General features: G+C 70.6%; 8 protein-coding genes and 1 pseudogene. 8 read left to right on the plus strand and 1 reads right to left on the minus strand.

Annotated elements, in window-relative coordinates; genetic code table 11:
* The first annotated feature begins 48 nt into the window (after positions 1-48).
* The 8 genes and pseudogenes from IG94_RS0131155 to IG94_RS0131190 all read left to right on the plus strand — a co-directional run bounded on the left by IG94_RS0131155 (position 49) and on the right by IG94_RS0131190 (position 12,595).
* Entirely contained in the window at positions 49-1,077 is a 1,029-nt protein-coding gene (locus tag IG94_RS0131155) for an endonuclease/exonuclease/phosphatase family protein (protein ID WP_078892489.1), read from the plus strand.
* Positions 1,078-1,175: 98 nt separating this feature from the next.
* Positions 1,176-1,873: pseudogene (locus tag IG94_RS38980) on the plus strand (substrate-binding domain-containing protein).
* A gap of 327 nt (positions 1,874-2,200) precedes the next feature.
* A complete protein-coding gene (locus tag IG94_RS0131165) occupies positions 2,201-6,490 on the plus strand; it encodes a discoidin domain-containing protein (protein ID WP_031044914.1) in 4,290 nt (1,429 codons plus the stop codon).
* 102 nt (positions 6,491-6,592) lie between these two features.
* On the plus strand, positions 6,593-7,375 hold the full coding sequence (locus tag IG94_RS0131170) for a LacI family DNA-binding transcriptional regulator (protein WP_031044917.1): 783 nt from the start codon (positions 6,593-6,595) through the stop codon (positions 7,373-7,375).
* 151 nt (positions 7,376-7,526) lie between these two features.
* Positions 7,527-8,942: an extracellular solute-binding protein gene (locus IG94_RS0131175; protein ID WP_031044920.1), complete on the plus strand. Its 1,416-nt coding sequence runs from the start codon at positions 7,527-7,529 to the stop codon at positions 8,940-8,942.
* A 67-nt stretch (positions 8,943-9,009) separates the two neighbouring features.
* Complete coding sequence (locus tag IG94_RS0131180; protein ID WP_031044922.1) at positions 9,010-9,969, plus strand: carbohydrate ABC transporter permease; 960 nt, start codon at positions 9,010-9,012, stop codon at positions 9,967-9,969.
* An 18-nt stretch (positions 9,970-9,987) separates the two neighbouring features.
* Positions 9,988-10,863, plus strand: a complete 876-nt coding sequence (locus tag IG94_RS0131185; protein ID WP_031044926.1) for a carbohydrate ABC transporter permease — start codon at positions 9,988-9,990, stop codon at positions 10,861-10,863.
* A gap of 121 nt (positions 10,864-10,984) precedes the next feature.
* Positions 10,985-12,595: a glycoside hydrolase family 13 protein gene (locus IG94_RS0131190; protein WP_031044928.1), complete on the plus strand. Its 1,611-nt coding sequence runs from the start codon at positions 10,985-10,987 to the stop codon at positions 12,593-12,595.
* Positions 12,596-12,707: 112 nt separating this feature from the next.
* Here the strand turns inward: IG94_RS0131190 and IG94_RS0131195 are convergent, their stop codons facing one another.
* On the minus strand, positions 12,708-14,582 hold the full coding sequence (locus IG94_RS0131195) for an ABC transporter ATP-binding protein (RefSeq protein ID WP_107060752.1): 1,875 nt from the start codon (positions 14,580-14,582) through the stop codon (positions 12,708-12,710).
* Positions 14,583-14,653 lie beyond the last annotated feature (71 nt).

A 14,653-nucleotide genomic window follows, 5' to 3' on the forward strand; every position in this document is an offset into this window, starting at 1 on the left:
CAGGCAAGTGGATCGTCCTGAGGGGCAAGGACGAGGGGACGGGAAACGATGGTGCAGTGGGCGGGCCGTGGTGCGGCTTCGGCGGTGAACACGACGAGACGGTGGGTGGGACGTCCGGCACGGACTCGGCGGACGGATGAGCCGGGTGTGTCTGCCTGGACGCGGGGGCGAGCACTGGTCGTGGCCGCGGTACTCACGGCCGTGCTACTGGCGTTTCACTGGGCAGTACCCAACCGCCCGGGCGGGCTGGGCAGTCTGCTGGAGTCGTTCCTGCCGTGGCTCGGTGTGCCGGTCGTGGTGCTGCTCGTGCTGGCGCTGGTGCGCCGCTCGCCCCTCGCGCTGGTGGCCCTGCTCCTCCCGGCAGCGGCCTGGACGTATCTCTTCGGCGGGCTGCTCCTGCCCGCGCCGGAGCCCGGCGACGACGACCTGGTCGTGGTGCAGCACAACGTCAGCGACGAGAACCCCGACCCCGAGGGCACGGCCCGCGCCCTCGTCCGCGCCGAGCCCGACCTGATCGCGCTGGAGGAACTGGTGTCGCCGGCGCTGGAGGTCTACGCCGAGACCCTCGCCCCCGACTACCCCTACCGAACGGTCCGGGGGACGGTCGGGCTCTGGTCGAAGCATCCGCTCGACGGGACCGGCCCGCTGGACATCGCGCCGCAGGGGATAAGCGAGGGGTGGGAGCGCGGGCTGCGGGCCGTGGCGCACACGCCGCGCGGTGAGATCGCCGTCCACGTAGCGCACCTGCCGTCGGTGCGGGTGCGGGCGAGCGGCCTCGCGTCGTCCTGGCGGGACGAGAGCGCCGGGCTGCTGGGCGACGCCCTCGATGCGGAGGAGCAGTCCAGGGTGGTGCTGCTCGGCGATCTCAACGGCACGGTCGACGACCGGGCGCTGGCTCCGCTGACCAGCAGGCTCGACGTGGCCGAGCGGGGTCTCGCCCTCAGCTTCCCCGCCGGCTTCCCGGTGGCCCGGATCGACCAGGTGCTGGCCCGCGGAGCGACGGTCGAGAGCGTGCGGACCCTGTCCGCCACCGGCAGCGACCACCTTCCGGTCGCCGCCCGCGTCACCTGGGACTGAACGGGGCGGACTGCCCGGAAGGGAGAGTACTTCGGCGCAGGCCGCACGCGGTGGCGGGCGAGCAAGCCGTTTGCGGTGCTTGCGTTAGCCTTTCGCGTGTGACGCGACGACTTGCTCAGGTGGCGAAGAAGGTTGGGGTCAGCGAGGCCACGGTCAGCCGGGTGCTCAACGGCAAACCGGGGGTTTCCCAGGCGACCCCGAGCGCAACATCCCCGTGGTCCTGATCAACGCGTCGATCGAGAACCTGGACTTCCCGTGCATCGCGTGCGACGACGCCGTGGCCGTCGAGCAGTCCTGGCGGCATCTCGTCTCCCTCGGCCACGAGCGGATCGGGCTGGTGCTGGGCCCGTCCGACCACATCCCCTCCCGCAGGAAGCTGGCCGCCGCCCGGCAAGCGGCCGAGGCCATGGATGCCGTACTGCCCGACACCCACGTGGAACGCGCCATGTTCTCCCTCGAAGGAGGCCAGGCAGCCGCGACCCGCCTCCTCGACCGCGGCGTCACCGGCGTCATCTGCGCCAGCGACCCCCTCGCCCTCGGCGCCGTCCGCGCCGCCCGCCGACGCGGACTCCACGTACCCCACGACGTCTCCGTCGTCGGCTACGACGACTCCGCCTTCATGACCTGCACCGAACCACCCCTCACCACCGTCCGCCAACCCATCGAAGCCATGGGACGCGCCGCCGTCGACCTCCTCTGCGCCCAGATCCAGGGCACCGAAGTACCCCACGGCGAGCTGCTCTTCGAACCGGAACTCGTCGTCCGCGGCTCCACCGCGCGGCCGGCCGCCGACTAGCCGGCCACGCCCCTCCCTCCGCCATACGCCTCGATGCCCCCGCAAGTCGCTTGCGGGAATTGACGGCACCTTGCGGCCATCCGGCGCAGGCCGTGAAAGGTCCTGTTCGGAAGCGCCGCTCGGCCCCTCCCCCGCTCTCGCTCCGGCCACTTCAGCTCGTCTCGCGGCGAGTTCGCGCTGCGCCGCCTGTAGACGACTCGACACTTCTCTGCAACTCTTCGAGCGCTCAACGTAAATGGCAGAGAACATTCAGTGTCTACCTGATATAGCGCATCCGACTGAGCCGTGCCTCGTGACCCAGCGGCGCGAGGCGGAGATCGGGGACAGATGAGAATCCGGAACTGGAGATCACGTGCGCTGTGCACCGTGGTCACGACCAGTCTCCTGGCGTTGGGAGGACCGCTGCTGTCGGCCACGGCAGCCGGCGGGCCCAACATCGCCGTCGGGGACGACGCGCGGGCGAGCAGTGCGCACAGCGAGTACGGCGCCGCCAACATCACCGACGGCAACCAGGGTTCGTACTGGGAGAGCGGCGGTGGCGGCCTGCCGCAGTGGGTCCAGGCGGACCTCGGCGCCACCGAGCGGATCGACGAGGTGGTGCTGAAACTGCCCGCCGGCTGGGAGAGCCGCAGGCAGACGCTCTCCCTCCAGGGCAGCGCGGACGGCACCAGCTTCAGCACCCTGAAGAGTTCCGCCACCTACGCCTTCGACCCGGGCTCCGCCAACACGGTGACCGTGAGCCTCCCCGCCACCCTCACCCGGTACGTGCGCGTCGACGTGACCGCCAACACGGGCCGGCCGGCCGCCCAGCTCTCCGAACTGGAGGTGCACGCGGCCGGGGATGCCTCCGCCGACCTCGCCGCGGGACGCCGGCTCACGGCGAGCAGTTCCACGGGGACGTACATTCCGGCGAACGGCAACGACGGGAACAGGGCCACCTACTGGGAGAGCGACGACAACGCCCTGCCGCAGTGGATCCAGGCCGACCTGGGCTCGTCCCGCCGCGTCGACCGCGTCGTGCTGCGGCTGCCGGACGGCTGGCCGCCCCGCAGCCAGACCCTCAAGATCCAGGGCAGCGAGAACGGCTCGGACTTCACCGACCTGACCGCCGCCGAGGCCCACACCTTCGACGCGGCGGGCGGGCAGTCGGCGACGGTCGCCTTCGACGCGGCGACGACGCGTCACGTGCGCGTCCTGGTGAGCGCCAACACCGGACAGGCGGCGGCCCAGGTCTCCGAGCTGGAGGTCTACGGCCCGGCGACGGGCGACACACAGGCTCCCACCACGCCGGCGAACCTCGCGTTCACCGAGCCGGCCACCGGGCAGATCCGGCTCGCCTGGGACGAGTCCGAGGACGACACGGCCGTCACCGGGTACGACGTCTACGCCAACGGCACGTTGCTGACATCGGTCCCGGGCGGCACCACCACGTACACCGACACCCGGCCCGCCGACGAGACCGTCACCTACCATGTGCGGGCCAGGGACGCCGCGGGCAACCTGTCGGGCGACAGCGCCCCGGTCACCCGCCGGGCCGGCACCGGGGACACGCAGGCGCCCACCGCCCCCGCCAACCTGAGCCTCACCGAGGCCGACGCCGGTGAGATCAGGCTGACCTGGGCCGCGTCGAGCGACGACAAGGGCGTCACCGGGTACGACGTCTACGCCGGCAACAAACTCCGGGGAAGCGTGGCGGGCGACGTCACCACGTACACCGACAAGCAGCCCGCCTCCGCGAACGTGACGTACCACGTGCGGGCCAGGGACGCGGCGGGCAACGAGTCGGCCGCCAGCAACTCCGTGATCCGCAACGGCACCAAGGACGGCTCGAACCTGGCCGTCGGCAAGCCGATCTCCGCCTCGTCCGTGATCCACACCTACGTCGCCGAGAACGCCAACGACAACAGCACGTCGACCTACTGGGAGGGCGCGGCGGGCAGTTACCCGAACACGCTCACCGTGAAGCTCGGCGCCGACGCGGACATCAGTGAGGTCGTGCTCAGGCTGAACCCGGACCCGAGCTGGTCGAAGCGCACCCAGCGCATCGAGGTGCTGGGACGCGCCCAGGACGCGGAGGAGTTCACCGGCCTGGTGGCCGCGAAGGACTACGTCTTCGACCCGGCGAGCGGCGGCAACGGCGTGACGGTGCCCGTCGGCGACCGGGTCGCCGACGTCCGGCTCAGGTTCACCTCCAACACGGGGGCCACGGCAGGGCAGATCGCCGAGTTCCAGGTCGTCGGCGTCCCGGCGCCCAACCCCGACCTGGAGGTGACCGACCTGGCCACCTCGCCCGCCTCCCCCGTCGAGTCGGACGAGATCACCGTGTCCGCCACGGTCCGCAACAGCGGTGCCGCGGACGCCCCGGCCGGCAAGGTCGCCCTCAGGCTGGGCGGCACCAAGGTCGCCGACGCCGACGTCCCCGCTCTGAAGGCGGGTGCCGAGAGCACGGTCAGCGCCTCCGTCGGGGTGCGGGACGCCGGTTCCTACGAGCTGAGCGCGGTCGCCGACGAGGCGGACGAGATCATCGAGGAGAACGAGACCAACAACACCTACACCCGTCCGGAGCCGCTGCTCGTCAAGCCGGTCCAGAGCTCCGACCTGGTCGCCGCGGCCGTCACCACCTCGCCGTCGAGCCCGTCGGCCGGGGACGACGTCACCTTCGGGGTCGCGCTCAGGAACCAGGGCACCCAGGACTCCGCGGGCGGCAGCCACGGGGTGACGCTCGCCCTGGTGGACGCGGAGGGCGACACCGTCAGGACCCTGACCGGGGCGTACTCCGGGGTCATCGCGGCCGGTGGGACCAGTCCCGCGATCGGCCTCGGCACCTGGAAGGCGGCCAACGGCTCGTACTCCCTGAAGGTCACGGTCGCCGACGACGCGAACGAGCTGCCGGTCAAGCGGGAGAACAACACCTCCACGCAGGCGCTGTTCGTCGGACGCGGGGCCGACATGCCGTACGACATGTACGAGGCGGAGGACGGCACGGTCGGCGGCGGCGCGAAGGTGGTCGGGCCGAACCGGACCATCGGCGACATCGCGGGCGAGGCGTCCGGCCGCAGGGCGGTCCAGCTGGACGGGACCGGCGAGTACGTCGAGTTCACCACCCGGGCCGACACCAACACCCTGGTGACCCGCTTCTCCATCCCGGACGCCCCGGGCGGGGGCGGCATCGACGCGACGCTCGACGTCTACGTCGACGGCGTCCTGAAGAAGGCGCTCCCGCTCACGTCGAAGTACGCCTGGCTCTACGGCAACGAGGCCTCGCCCGGCAACTCGCCGGGCGCGGGCGCGCCCCGGCACATCTACGACGAGGCGCACCTGATGCTGGGCGAGACCGTCCCGGCGGGCAGCACCATACGCCTGCAGAAGGACGCCGCGAACAGCACCGACTACGCCATCGACTTCGTCAACCTGGAGCAGGTCGCCGAGGTGCCGAACCCCGACCCGTCGGCGTACACGGTGCCGGACGGGTTCACGCACCAGGACGTGCAGAACGCGCTCGACAAGGTCCGCATGGACACCTCCGGCAAGCTGGTCGGGGTGTACCTGCCGGCCGGCGACTACCAGACGTCGAGCAAGTTCCAGGTGTACGGCAAGGCGGTGAAGGTGGTCGGCGCGGGACCCTGGTTCACGACGTTCCGCGCGCCCACGGCGCAGGACAACACCGACGTCGGATTCCGGGCCGACGCGAGCGCTAAGGGCTCCTCGTTCGCGAACTTCGCCTACTTCGGCAACTACACGAGCCGCATCGACGGTCCGGGCAAGGTGTTCGACTTCTCCAACGTGTCGGACATCGTGATCGACAACATCTGGAACGAGCACATGGTGTGCCTGTACTGGGGCGCGAACACCGACCGGGTCACGATCAGGAACTCCCGGATCCGGAACATGTTCGCCGACGGCGTCAACATGACCAACGGCTCGACCGACAACCTGGTGTCGAACAACGACGCCCGGGCCACCGGCGACGACAGCTTCGCGCTCTTCTCGGCGATCGACGCAGGGGGCGCGGACATGAAGAACAACGTGTACGAGAACCTGTCGACGACGCTGACCTGGCGTGCCGCGGGTCTCGCCGTCTACGGCGGGTACAACAACACCTTCCGCAACATCCACATCGCGGACACCCTGGTCTACTCGGGCATCACCATCAGCTCACTGGACTTCGGCTACCCGATGAACGGGTTCGGCACCGATCCGACGACCTTCGAGAACGTGTCGATCGTGCGGGCCGGCGGGCACTTCTGGGGCGGGCAGACCTTCCCCGGCATCTGGGTGTTCTCGGCGTCCAAGGTCTTCCAGGGCATCAGGGTCAGCAACGTCGACATCGTCGATCCGACCTACAGCGGCATCATGTTCCAGACGAACTACGTGGGCGGGCAGCCGCAGTACCCGATCAAGGACACCGTCTTCACCGACGTGTCCGTGACGGGCGCCCGCAAGAGCGGTGACGAGTTCGACGCCAAGTCCGGTTTCGGCCTCTGGGCCAACGAACTGCCCGAGGCGGGACAGGGTCCGGCGGTGGGCGAGGTCACCTTCAACGGGCTGCGGCTGGAGGACAACGCCGTGGACGTCCGGAACACGACGTCCACCTTCAAGATCGTCCGCAACCCCTAGACCGGTAGACCCGCTGGATCGCGGGGGTCGGCAACCGGTCTTGTCGGCTGGTTCACGGACTGGCGCAAGTCTCTTGCGGAGACTTGCGCTAGTCTTGCGTTCGTGACGCGACGACTTGCTCAGGTGGCGAAGAAGGTTGGGGTCAGCGAGGCCACGGTCAGCCGGGTGCTCAACGGCAAACCGGGGGTTTCCCAGGCGACCCAGCAGCAGGTGTCCGGCGTCGTCTTCGCCGGCGGCGGCCTCTTCGCCCAGGCCGACGCGCCGCACGACCACTACCGCCTGCTCGCCGAGCGCAACATCCCCGTGGTGCTCGTCAACGCCTCCATCCCGGATCTGGGCTTCCCGTGCGTCGCCTGCGACGACGCGGTGGCCGTCGGCCAGTCCTGGCGGCACCTGGCGTCCCTGGGGCACGAGCGCATCGGGCTGGTGCTGGGCCCGTCCGACCACATCCCGTCCCGCAGGAAGCTGGCCGCCGCCCGGCAGACGGCCGAGGCCACGGACGCCGCACTGCCCGACACCCACGTGGAACGCGCCATGTTCTCCCTCGAAGGAGGCCAGGCAGCAGCGACCCGCCTCCTCGACCGCGGCGTCACCGGCGTCATCTGCGCCAGCGACCCCCTCGCCCTCGGCGCCGTCCGCGCCGCCCGCCGCCGCGGACTCCACGTACCCCACGACGTGTCGGTCGTGGGGTACGACGACTCCGCCTTCATGACGTGCACGGAGCCACCCCTCACGACCGTCCGCCAGCCCATCGAAGCCATGGGACGCGCCGCCGTCGACCTCCTCTGCGCCCAGATCCAGGGCACCGAAGTCCCGCACAGGGAACTGCTCTTCGAACCGGAACTCGTCGTCCGCGGCTCCACCGCACAGGCTTCCGGCAGGTAGCGCTCTTTCGACTTCTCCCAAGACCTGTCAAGCATTTACGAAATCAGCGCGAGATATTGCGTTCACTTGTTCGCGGTGGTTGAGTGTGCGGCGCCCCACAACGCATCGGCGGTGGGGCGCCTTCCACGTTCATGCCCGAAGGGGACCACCCATGAGAAGTGCTCGGTTCCGCCGTACCCGCCGTGCCGGCGCCATGACGCTCGTCTCCGCTCTCACCCTGACCGCTCTGGCCGCCTGCGGCACGAGCAGCAGCGACGACGGCGGCGGTTCCGAAGGCGGCAGCGGGTCCTCCGACCCGGCCGCTCCGCTGGACCCGAAGACCAAGGTGACGATCACCATCGACTGCATGCCCCCGGCGGCGAAGGCGGCCGAGCTGAAGGAGTGGAAGGAGGACGTCGAGGCGTTCAACGAGATCTACCCCAACGTCACCGTCGAGGGCCGCTCCACTCCGGGCCAGTGTCTGGAGCCGCCGCGCTTCACGGCGATGCTCAAGGCCAAGTCGCAGCCCGACGTCTTCTACACGTACTTCACCGACCTGCCGCAGGTGCTGGACAACGACGGCGCCGAGGACATCACGGCGTACGTCACCGACAAGACGGTGCCGCTCCTCAAGGACATCGACCCGAACGTCCTCGGCTCGCTCAAGCACGAGAACAAGCTCTACGGCCTGCCCACCAGCAACTACACGATGGGCCTGCTGATCAACCGCAAGCTCTTCGAGAAGGCGGGCCTCGACCCGGACGCCCCGCCGCGCACCTGGGACGAGGTCCGCACCGCCGCCAAGAAGATCGCGGACCTGGGCGACGGCATCGCCGGCTTCGGCGAGTACAGCGCGGGCAACACCGGCGGATGGCACTTCACCGCCCAGATGTACAGCCGCGGTGCCGCGGTCGTCGACGGGAGCGGCAAGAAGGCGACGTTCGACGACGAGACGGGCAAGGCGGTCGCCGAGAACCTCCACGCCATGCGCTGGGAGGACGGCAGCATGGGCAAGACCCAGCTGCTCAAGTGGGGTGACCTCCAGAAGCAGATCGCCACGGACAAGCTCGGCATGTTCCTGGCCGCGCCCGACGACATCACGTACATGGTCCAGCAACTGGGCGCCGACTACGAGAACTTCGGCATGGGCCCGATCCCCGGCGAGAAGAACACCCTCTCCGGCGGCAACAGCTACATGATCAAGAAGGGGATCTCGGCCGACAAGATCAAGGCCGCCGTCGCCTGGCTGAACTTCGAGAACCTCAGCGTCGGCAAGGGGCAGTTCGACTGGGCCCGCAAGAAGACCGACAAGCTGCCGGTGGGTCTGCCGCAGCCCAACTTCTGGCTGAACGAGTCGAAGAAGAAGGACGACGCGGCCCGGCTGGAGCACGCGACCATGCCGGTCGAGAACTTCAGGGCGTTCACGGACAACCCGGTCCCCGGCATGGCCGAGCCGCCGAAGGCCCAGGAGGTCTACAAGGTCCTCGACAACGTGATGTCCGGTCTCCTCACCAACAAGGACGCCGACGTCGACAAGCTGCTCTCCGGCGCGGAGCAGCAGGTCGACCAGGTCCTGGCCACGCAGTGACCGGCTCCCTCGGGGGGCGGGCCGCGCCGTCCCCCGGGGCCCCTGAGACCAGCCCCAAGGAGCGACGATGTCGGCCCCCAGCCTGACCCCGAGCAAGGCGGCGGGAACCCGCCCCCCTCAGCCGCCGGCGGACGGCCCGCCCCGGCGCGGCGGTTCGTTCGGCAGGAGCCTGAAGCGCAACCTCACCGCGCACGGCTTCCTGATCGGAGCGGTCCTCTGCTTCGCGTTCTTCTCCTGGTACCCGATGGTCCGGGAGTTCTTCCTCGCCTTCCAGAAGACGGACCGGGGCGAGGTCTCCTGGGTCGGCCTGGACAACCTGTCCACGGTCTTCAACGACCCGGCCTTCTGGCAGGCCTGGCGCAACACCGCGCTGTACACGCTGCTGGCCCTGGTCCTCGGCTTCGCCGTGCCGTTCGTCGTCGCGATCGTCATCAACGAACTCAGGCACGGGAAGGGTTACTTGCGGCTGCTGGTCTATCTGCCGGTGATGCTGCCGCCGGTCGCCTCCGTGCTGCTCTTCAAGTACCTGTACGACCCCGGTTACGGCATGCTCAACGAGGTGTTCGGGTTCCTCGGGCTGCCCGAGCAGCAGTGGCTGCAGGATCCGGACCTCTCCCTGCTCTCCGTGGTCATCGCCTCCACATGGATGAACATGGGCGGCGCCGCGCTCATCTACCTGGCCGCGCTCCAGGGCATCCCCGGTGAGCTGTACGAGGCGGCGGAGCTGGACGGGGCCGGGCTGCTGCGCAAGGTCTGGCACGTGACGATCCCGCAGACGCGGCTCGTCCTGTCGCTGATGCTGCTGATGCAGATCATCTCCACCATGCAGGTCTTCGTGGAGCCCTTCCTGCTCACCGGCGGCGCCGGGCCCGAGGGCTCGACCACGACGGTCGTCTACCTGATCTACCAGTACGCCTTCAACTTCAACGACTACGGTGCCGCGGCGGCCCTCGGCCTGCTGCTCCTCGTACTCCTGGCCGGGTTCTCGGCGGCGTACGTGAAGCTCAGCCGCGCCGAGGACGAGTAGAGCCGGGGGAAACAACGGATGTCCACACGCACACTCATCTCACCGGCCCAACTGGCCCGGCCGCGCGGCAGGCTGCTGTACTGGGTGGTGTTCGGCCTCGTCGTCGCCCTGTTCACCGTCGTCTTCCTCGGGCCGATGTACTGGATGGTCTCCAGCGGCTTCAAGGACACCCAGGAGGTCGTGCGGACCCCGCCGACCCTGGTTCCCGAGTCGTTCCGGCCGGAGAACTACTCCGAGGCGTGGAACGTCATGGACCTGGCCGGCCTGCTCGGGAACACGCTGTTCTACGCGTTCGGCGCGCTCGCCTTCCAGCTGGTGTTCGACGTGGCGGCGGCCTACTCGCTGTCCAAGCTCCGGCCGGTCCTCGGCAGGGCCATCCTCGGTCTGATGCTGGCCACCCTGATGATCCCGGCGACCGTGCTGGTCGTGCCGCAGTACCTGACGGTGCTCGACGTGCCCGTCTTCGAACGGAACCTGCTGAACACGCCGTGGGCGATCTGGCTGCCCTCGGTGACCAACGCCTTCAACATCTTCCTGCTGAAGCGGTTCTTCGACTCGATCCCCCGGGAGCTGCTCGACGCCGCCTCGATGGACGGCGCCTCACCGATGCGCACGCTCTGGTCCATCGTGCTGCCGATCTCGCGGCCGATCCTCGGCGTGGTGTCCATCTTCGCGATCGTGGGCGTCTGGAAGGACTTCCTCTGGCCCATGCTGACCCTGCCCGACCCGGCCAGGCAGACCCTGAACGTCGGCATCTACTCCCTGTCCAACGGAGTGCCGATGAACACGCTGATCGCCGCGCTCACCATGGCCTCGCTGCCCACCCTGATCATCTTCCTGATCTTCCAGCGCAACATCATGGGCGGACTCACCGCCGGAGGACTCAAGGGCTGAGGCCCGGCCCTCGTCCCCCTCCTCCCGGCCCGTCCCCGTCAGCCTTCGCCGCCGGCCCGTCCGACGCCCCGCTCCGTCCGGGCCGGCGGCGAAGATCCACTCTGCCCGAAAGGACCCTCACGTGGCAGCCCCCACCTCGCACGGCACCGACAACTGGTGGCGCGACGCCGTCATCTACCAGGTGTATCCCCGCAGTTTCGCCGACGGGGACGGCGACGGCACCGGTGACCTCGCGGGTGTCCGGGCGAGTCTGCCCTATCTCGCCGAACTCGGCGTCGACGCCGTCTGGTTCACCCCCTGGTACGTCTCCCCGCTCGTCGACGGCGGCTACGACGTCGCCGACTACCGCACGATCGACCCGACCTTCGGCACCCTCGGCGAGGCCGAGAAACTGATCGCGGAGGCCCGGGAGCTGGGCATCCGCACCATCGTCGACATCGTCCCCAACCACGTCTCCGACCAGCACGCCTGGTTCCGGGCAGCGCTGGAGGCCGGTCCGGGCAGCGCGGAGCGGGAGCGCTTCCACTTCCGCCCCGGCCGCGGCGAACACGGGGAACTGCCGCCCAACAACTGGCCCTCCCAGTTCTCCGGGCCGACTTGGACGCGGGTCCCGGACGGCGAGTGGTACCTGCACCTGTTCACGCCGGAGCAGCCCGACCTCAACTGGGCCCACCCCGAGGTGCGCCGGGAGCACGAGGACGTGCTGCGGTTCTGGTTCGAGCGCGGGGTGGCGGGTGTGCGCATCGACTCCGCGGCTCTGCTCGCGAAGGACCCGGCGCTCGCGGACTTCGAGGAGGGCGTCGACCCGCACCCGTACATCGACCAGGACGAGCTGCACGACGTCTACCGCTCCTGGCGCGCCGTCGCCGACGCCTACGGGGGTGTCTTCGTGGGCGAGGTGTGGCTGCCCGACGCCGAGCGCTTCGCGCGCTACCTGCGGCCCGACGAGCTGCACACCGCGTTCAACTTCAATTTCCTGTCCTGCCCGTGGGAGGCCGGGCGGCTGCGCCGCACCATCGACGACACCCTGGCGGAGCACGCGCCGGTGGGCGCCCCGGCCACGTGGGTGCTGTGCAACCACGACGTGACCCGCACCGTGACCCGGTACGGCCGCGAGGACACCGGCTTCGACTTCGCGAAGAAGGCCTTCGGCACCCCGACGGACCTGGCCCTCGGTACCCGGCGGGCGCGGGCCGCCGCGCTGCTGACGCTGGCCCTGCCGGGGTCGGTCTACCTGTACCAGGGGGAGGAACTGGGCCTGCCCGAGGCCGACGTACCGCGCGAGCGGATCCAGGACCCGATGCACTTCCGCTCCGGCGGCGTGGACCCGGGCCGGGACGGCTGCCGGGTGCCGCTGCCCTGGATCGCGGACGCGCCGTACTGCGGTTTCGGCTCGGAGCGGGAGCCGTGGCTGCCGCAGCCCGAGGGGTGGGCGGCGTACGCGGCGGACCGCCAGGGCGCGGACCCGGCGTCGATGCTCTCGCTCTACCGCGAGGCGCTGCGACTGCGCCGTGCCGCGGACGGTTTCGGCGACGGGCCGCTGGAGTGGCTGCCGGCGCCGGACGGCGTCCTGGCGTTCCGGCGGGGGGCGGGCCCGATCTGCTTGGTCAACCTGTCCCCCGCACCGGTGGCGCTGCCCGCGCACAGCGCGGTGCTGCTGGCCAGCGGGCCTCTCGCCGGGGACGGCCGGCTGCCGCGGGACACGGCGGTGTGGCTGAGCGTGCGCGGCTGAGGCGGCCGGGGCCGCTCGCCTGCGGCGGGCGTCGGCCGCCGGTCCGCCGGGCACCGGTCCGCCAAGCACCGGTCGGTCGGGGCGGCCGGTGCCCGCGAGTCCGCGGCGGCGGCTACGCGGCCTTGTCCATCGTGCGGCGTGCGAAGCGGGTGCGGTGGAGCTGGGCGTAGCGGCCGTCGGCGGCGAGGAGTTCGTCGTGGGTGCCGCGTTCGACGATGCGGCCGGCCTCGACCACCAGGATCTGGTCGGCGGCGCGGATCGTGGACAGCCGGTGGGCGATCACCAGCGCCGTCCTGCCCTCCAGGGCCTCGGTGAGCGCCTCCTGGACGGCCGCCTCGGAGGTGTTGTCGAGGTGGGCGGTGGCCTCGTCGAGGATGACGACGCGCTGGCGGGCCAGGAGCAGCCGGGCGATGGTCATCCGCTGGCGCTCCCCGCCGGAGAGGCGGTAGCCGCGCTCGCCGACCACGGTGTCGAGGCCGTCGGGCAGGGACCGTACGAGATCCGTGAGGCGGGCCCGGTCCAGGGCGGCCCAGAGGTCGTTCTCGGCGGCGTCGGGGCGGGCGAGGAGCAGGTTGGCCCGGACGGTGTCGTGGAAGAGGTGGCCGTCCTGCGTGACCATGCCGACGGTGTCGCGCAGCGAACGGGCGCTCAGGTCGCGGACGTCGACGCCGCCGACGCGCACCGTGCCCCCGTCGGCGTCGTACAGGCGCGGCAGCAGGGCGGCGACGGTGGACTTGCCGGCGCCGGAGGACCCGACGAGCGCGACGGTCTGACCGGGCTCGGCGCGGAAGGAGAGGCCGTGCAGAACCTCCTCGCCGCCGCGGGTGTCGAGGGTGGCGACCTCTTCGAGGGAGGCCAGGGAGACCCGGTCGGCGGACGGGTAGCCGAAGCGGACGTCGTCGAACTCGACGGCGACCGGGCCGTCGGGGACGCGGCGGGCGTCGGGCTTCTCGGCGATGAGCGGGGCGAGGTCGAGGACCTCGAAGACCCGCTCGAAGCTGACGAGGGCGCTCATGACCTCGACGCGGGCCCCGGCGAGCGCGGTCAGCGGGGCGTACATCCGGGTCAGCAGCAGGGCCAGGGCCACGACGGCGCCGGGGTCCAGGCTGCCGCGCAGGGCGAGGAAGCCGCCGAGGCCGTAGACGAGGGCGAGGGCCAGGGCGGAGACCAGGGTGAGCGCGGTGATGAAGGCCGCCTGGGCGGTGGCGGTGCGCACGCCGATGTCGGCGACGCGGCGGGCGCGGTCGGCGAACTCGGCCGACTCCTCCTCCGGGCGGCCGAACAGCTTGACGAGGGTGGCGCCGGGCGCGGAGAAGCGCTCGGTCATGCGGGTGCCCATGGCGGCGTTGAGGGCGGCGGCCTCGCGCTGCATGCGGGCCATCCGGCGGCCCATGCGCCGGGCCGGGAGCACGAACACCGGGAGCAGCGCCAGGGCGAGCAGGGTGATCTGCCAGGAGAGGGTGAGCATGACGGCGAGCGTGAGCAGCAGCGTGACCAGGTTGCTGACCACGCCGGACAGGGTGTTGCTGAAGGCGCGCTGGGCGCCGATGACGTCGTTGTTGAGACGGGAGACCAGCGCACCCGTACGAGTACGTGTGAAGAACGCGACCGGCATGCGCTGCACATGATCGAACACGGCCGTCCGCAGGTCCAGGATGAGTCCCTCCCCGAGCGTCGCGGAGAGCCGGCGGGAGAGGATGCCCAGCACCGCCTCCGCGACGGCGATGAGCGCGATCAGCAGGGCGAGGCGGACGACCGTGCCCTCGTCGTCGCCCGACACGATCACGTCCACGACGCGTCCGGCCAGGACGGGGGTGGCGACGGCGAGCAGTGCGGTCGCCACCCCGAGCAGGACGAAGCGCGCGATGCGGCGGCGGTGGGGGCGGGCGAACGCGCCGATGCGGCGCAGCGTCGCGCGGGTGAGGGGACGGCGTTCCTGCTCGGCGTACATGACGTCGCGCAGCTGGGTCCAGGCTGTGGTCTCCATGCTCATGCGCAGGACGGTAGGACCTCAAGCAATCTTGAGGTCAAGGCGGCACGGCCCACCGTCCGTAAGAC

The organism is Streptomyces olivaceus (assembly GCF_000721235.1).
Lineage (GTDB): Bacteria > Actinomycetota > Actinomycetes > Streptomycetales > Streptomycetaceae > Streptomyces > Streptomyces olivaceus.

Excerpts from the sequence above, each read along its gene's own strand:
- IG94_RS0131155 (WP_078892489.1), top strand. The coding sequence starts at position 49 with ATGGTGCAGTGGGCGGGCCGTGGTGCGGCTTCGGCGGTGAACACGACG.
- IG94_RS0131165 (WP_031044914.1), top strand. The coding sequence starts at position 2,201 with ATGAGAATCCGGAACTGGAGATCACGTGCGCTGTGCACCGTGGTCACG.
- IG94_RS0131175 (WP_031044920.1), top strand. The coding sequence starts at position 7,527 with ATGAGAAGTGCTCGGTTCCGCCGTACCCGCCGTGCCGGCGCCATGACG.
- IG94_RS0131180 (WP_031044922.1), top strand. The coding sequence starts at position 9,010 with ATGTCGGCCCCCAGCCTGACCCCGAGCAAGGCGGCGGGAACCCGCCCC.
- IG94_RS0131185 (WP_031044926.1), top strand. The coding sequence starts at position 9,988 with ATGTCCACACGCACACTCATCTCACCGGCCCAACTGGCCCGGCCGCGC.
- IG94_RS0131195 (WP_107060752.1), bottom strand. The coding sequence starts at position 14,582 with ATGGAGACCACAGCCTGGACCCAGCTGCGCGACGTCATGTACGCCGAG.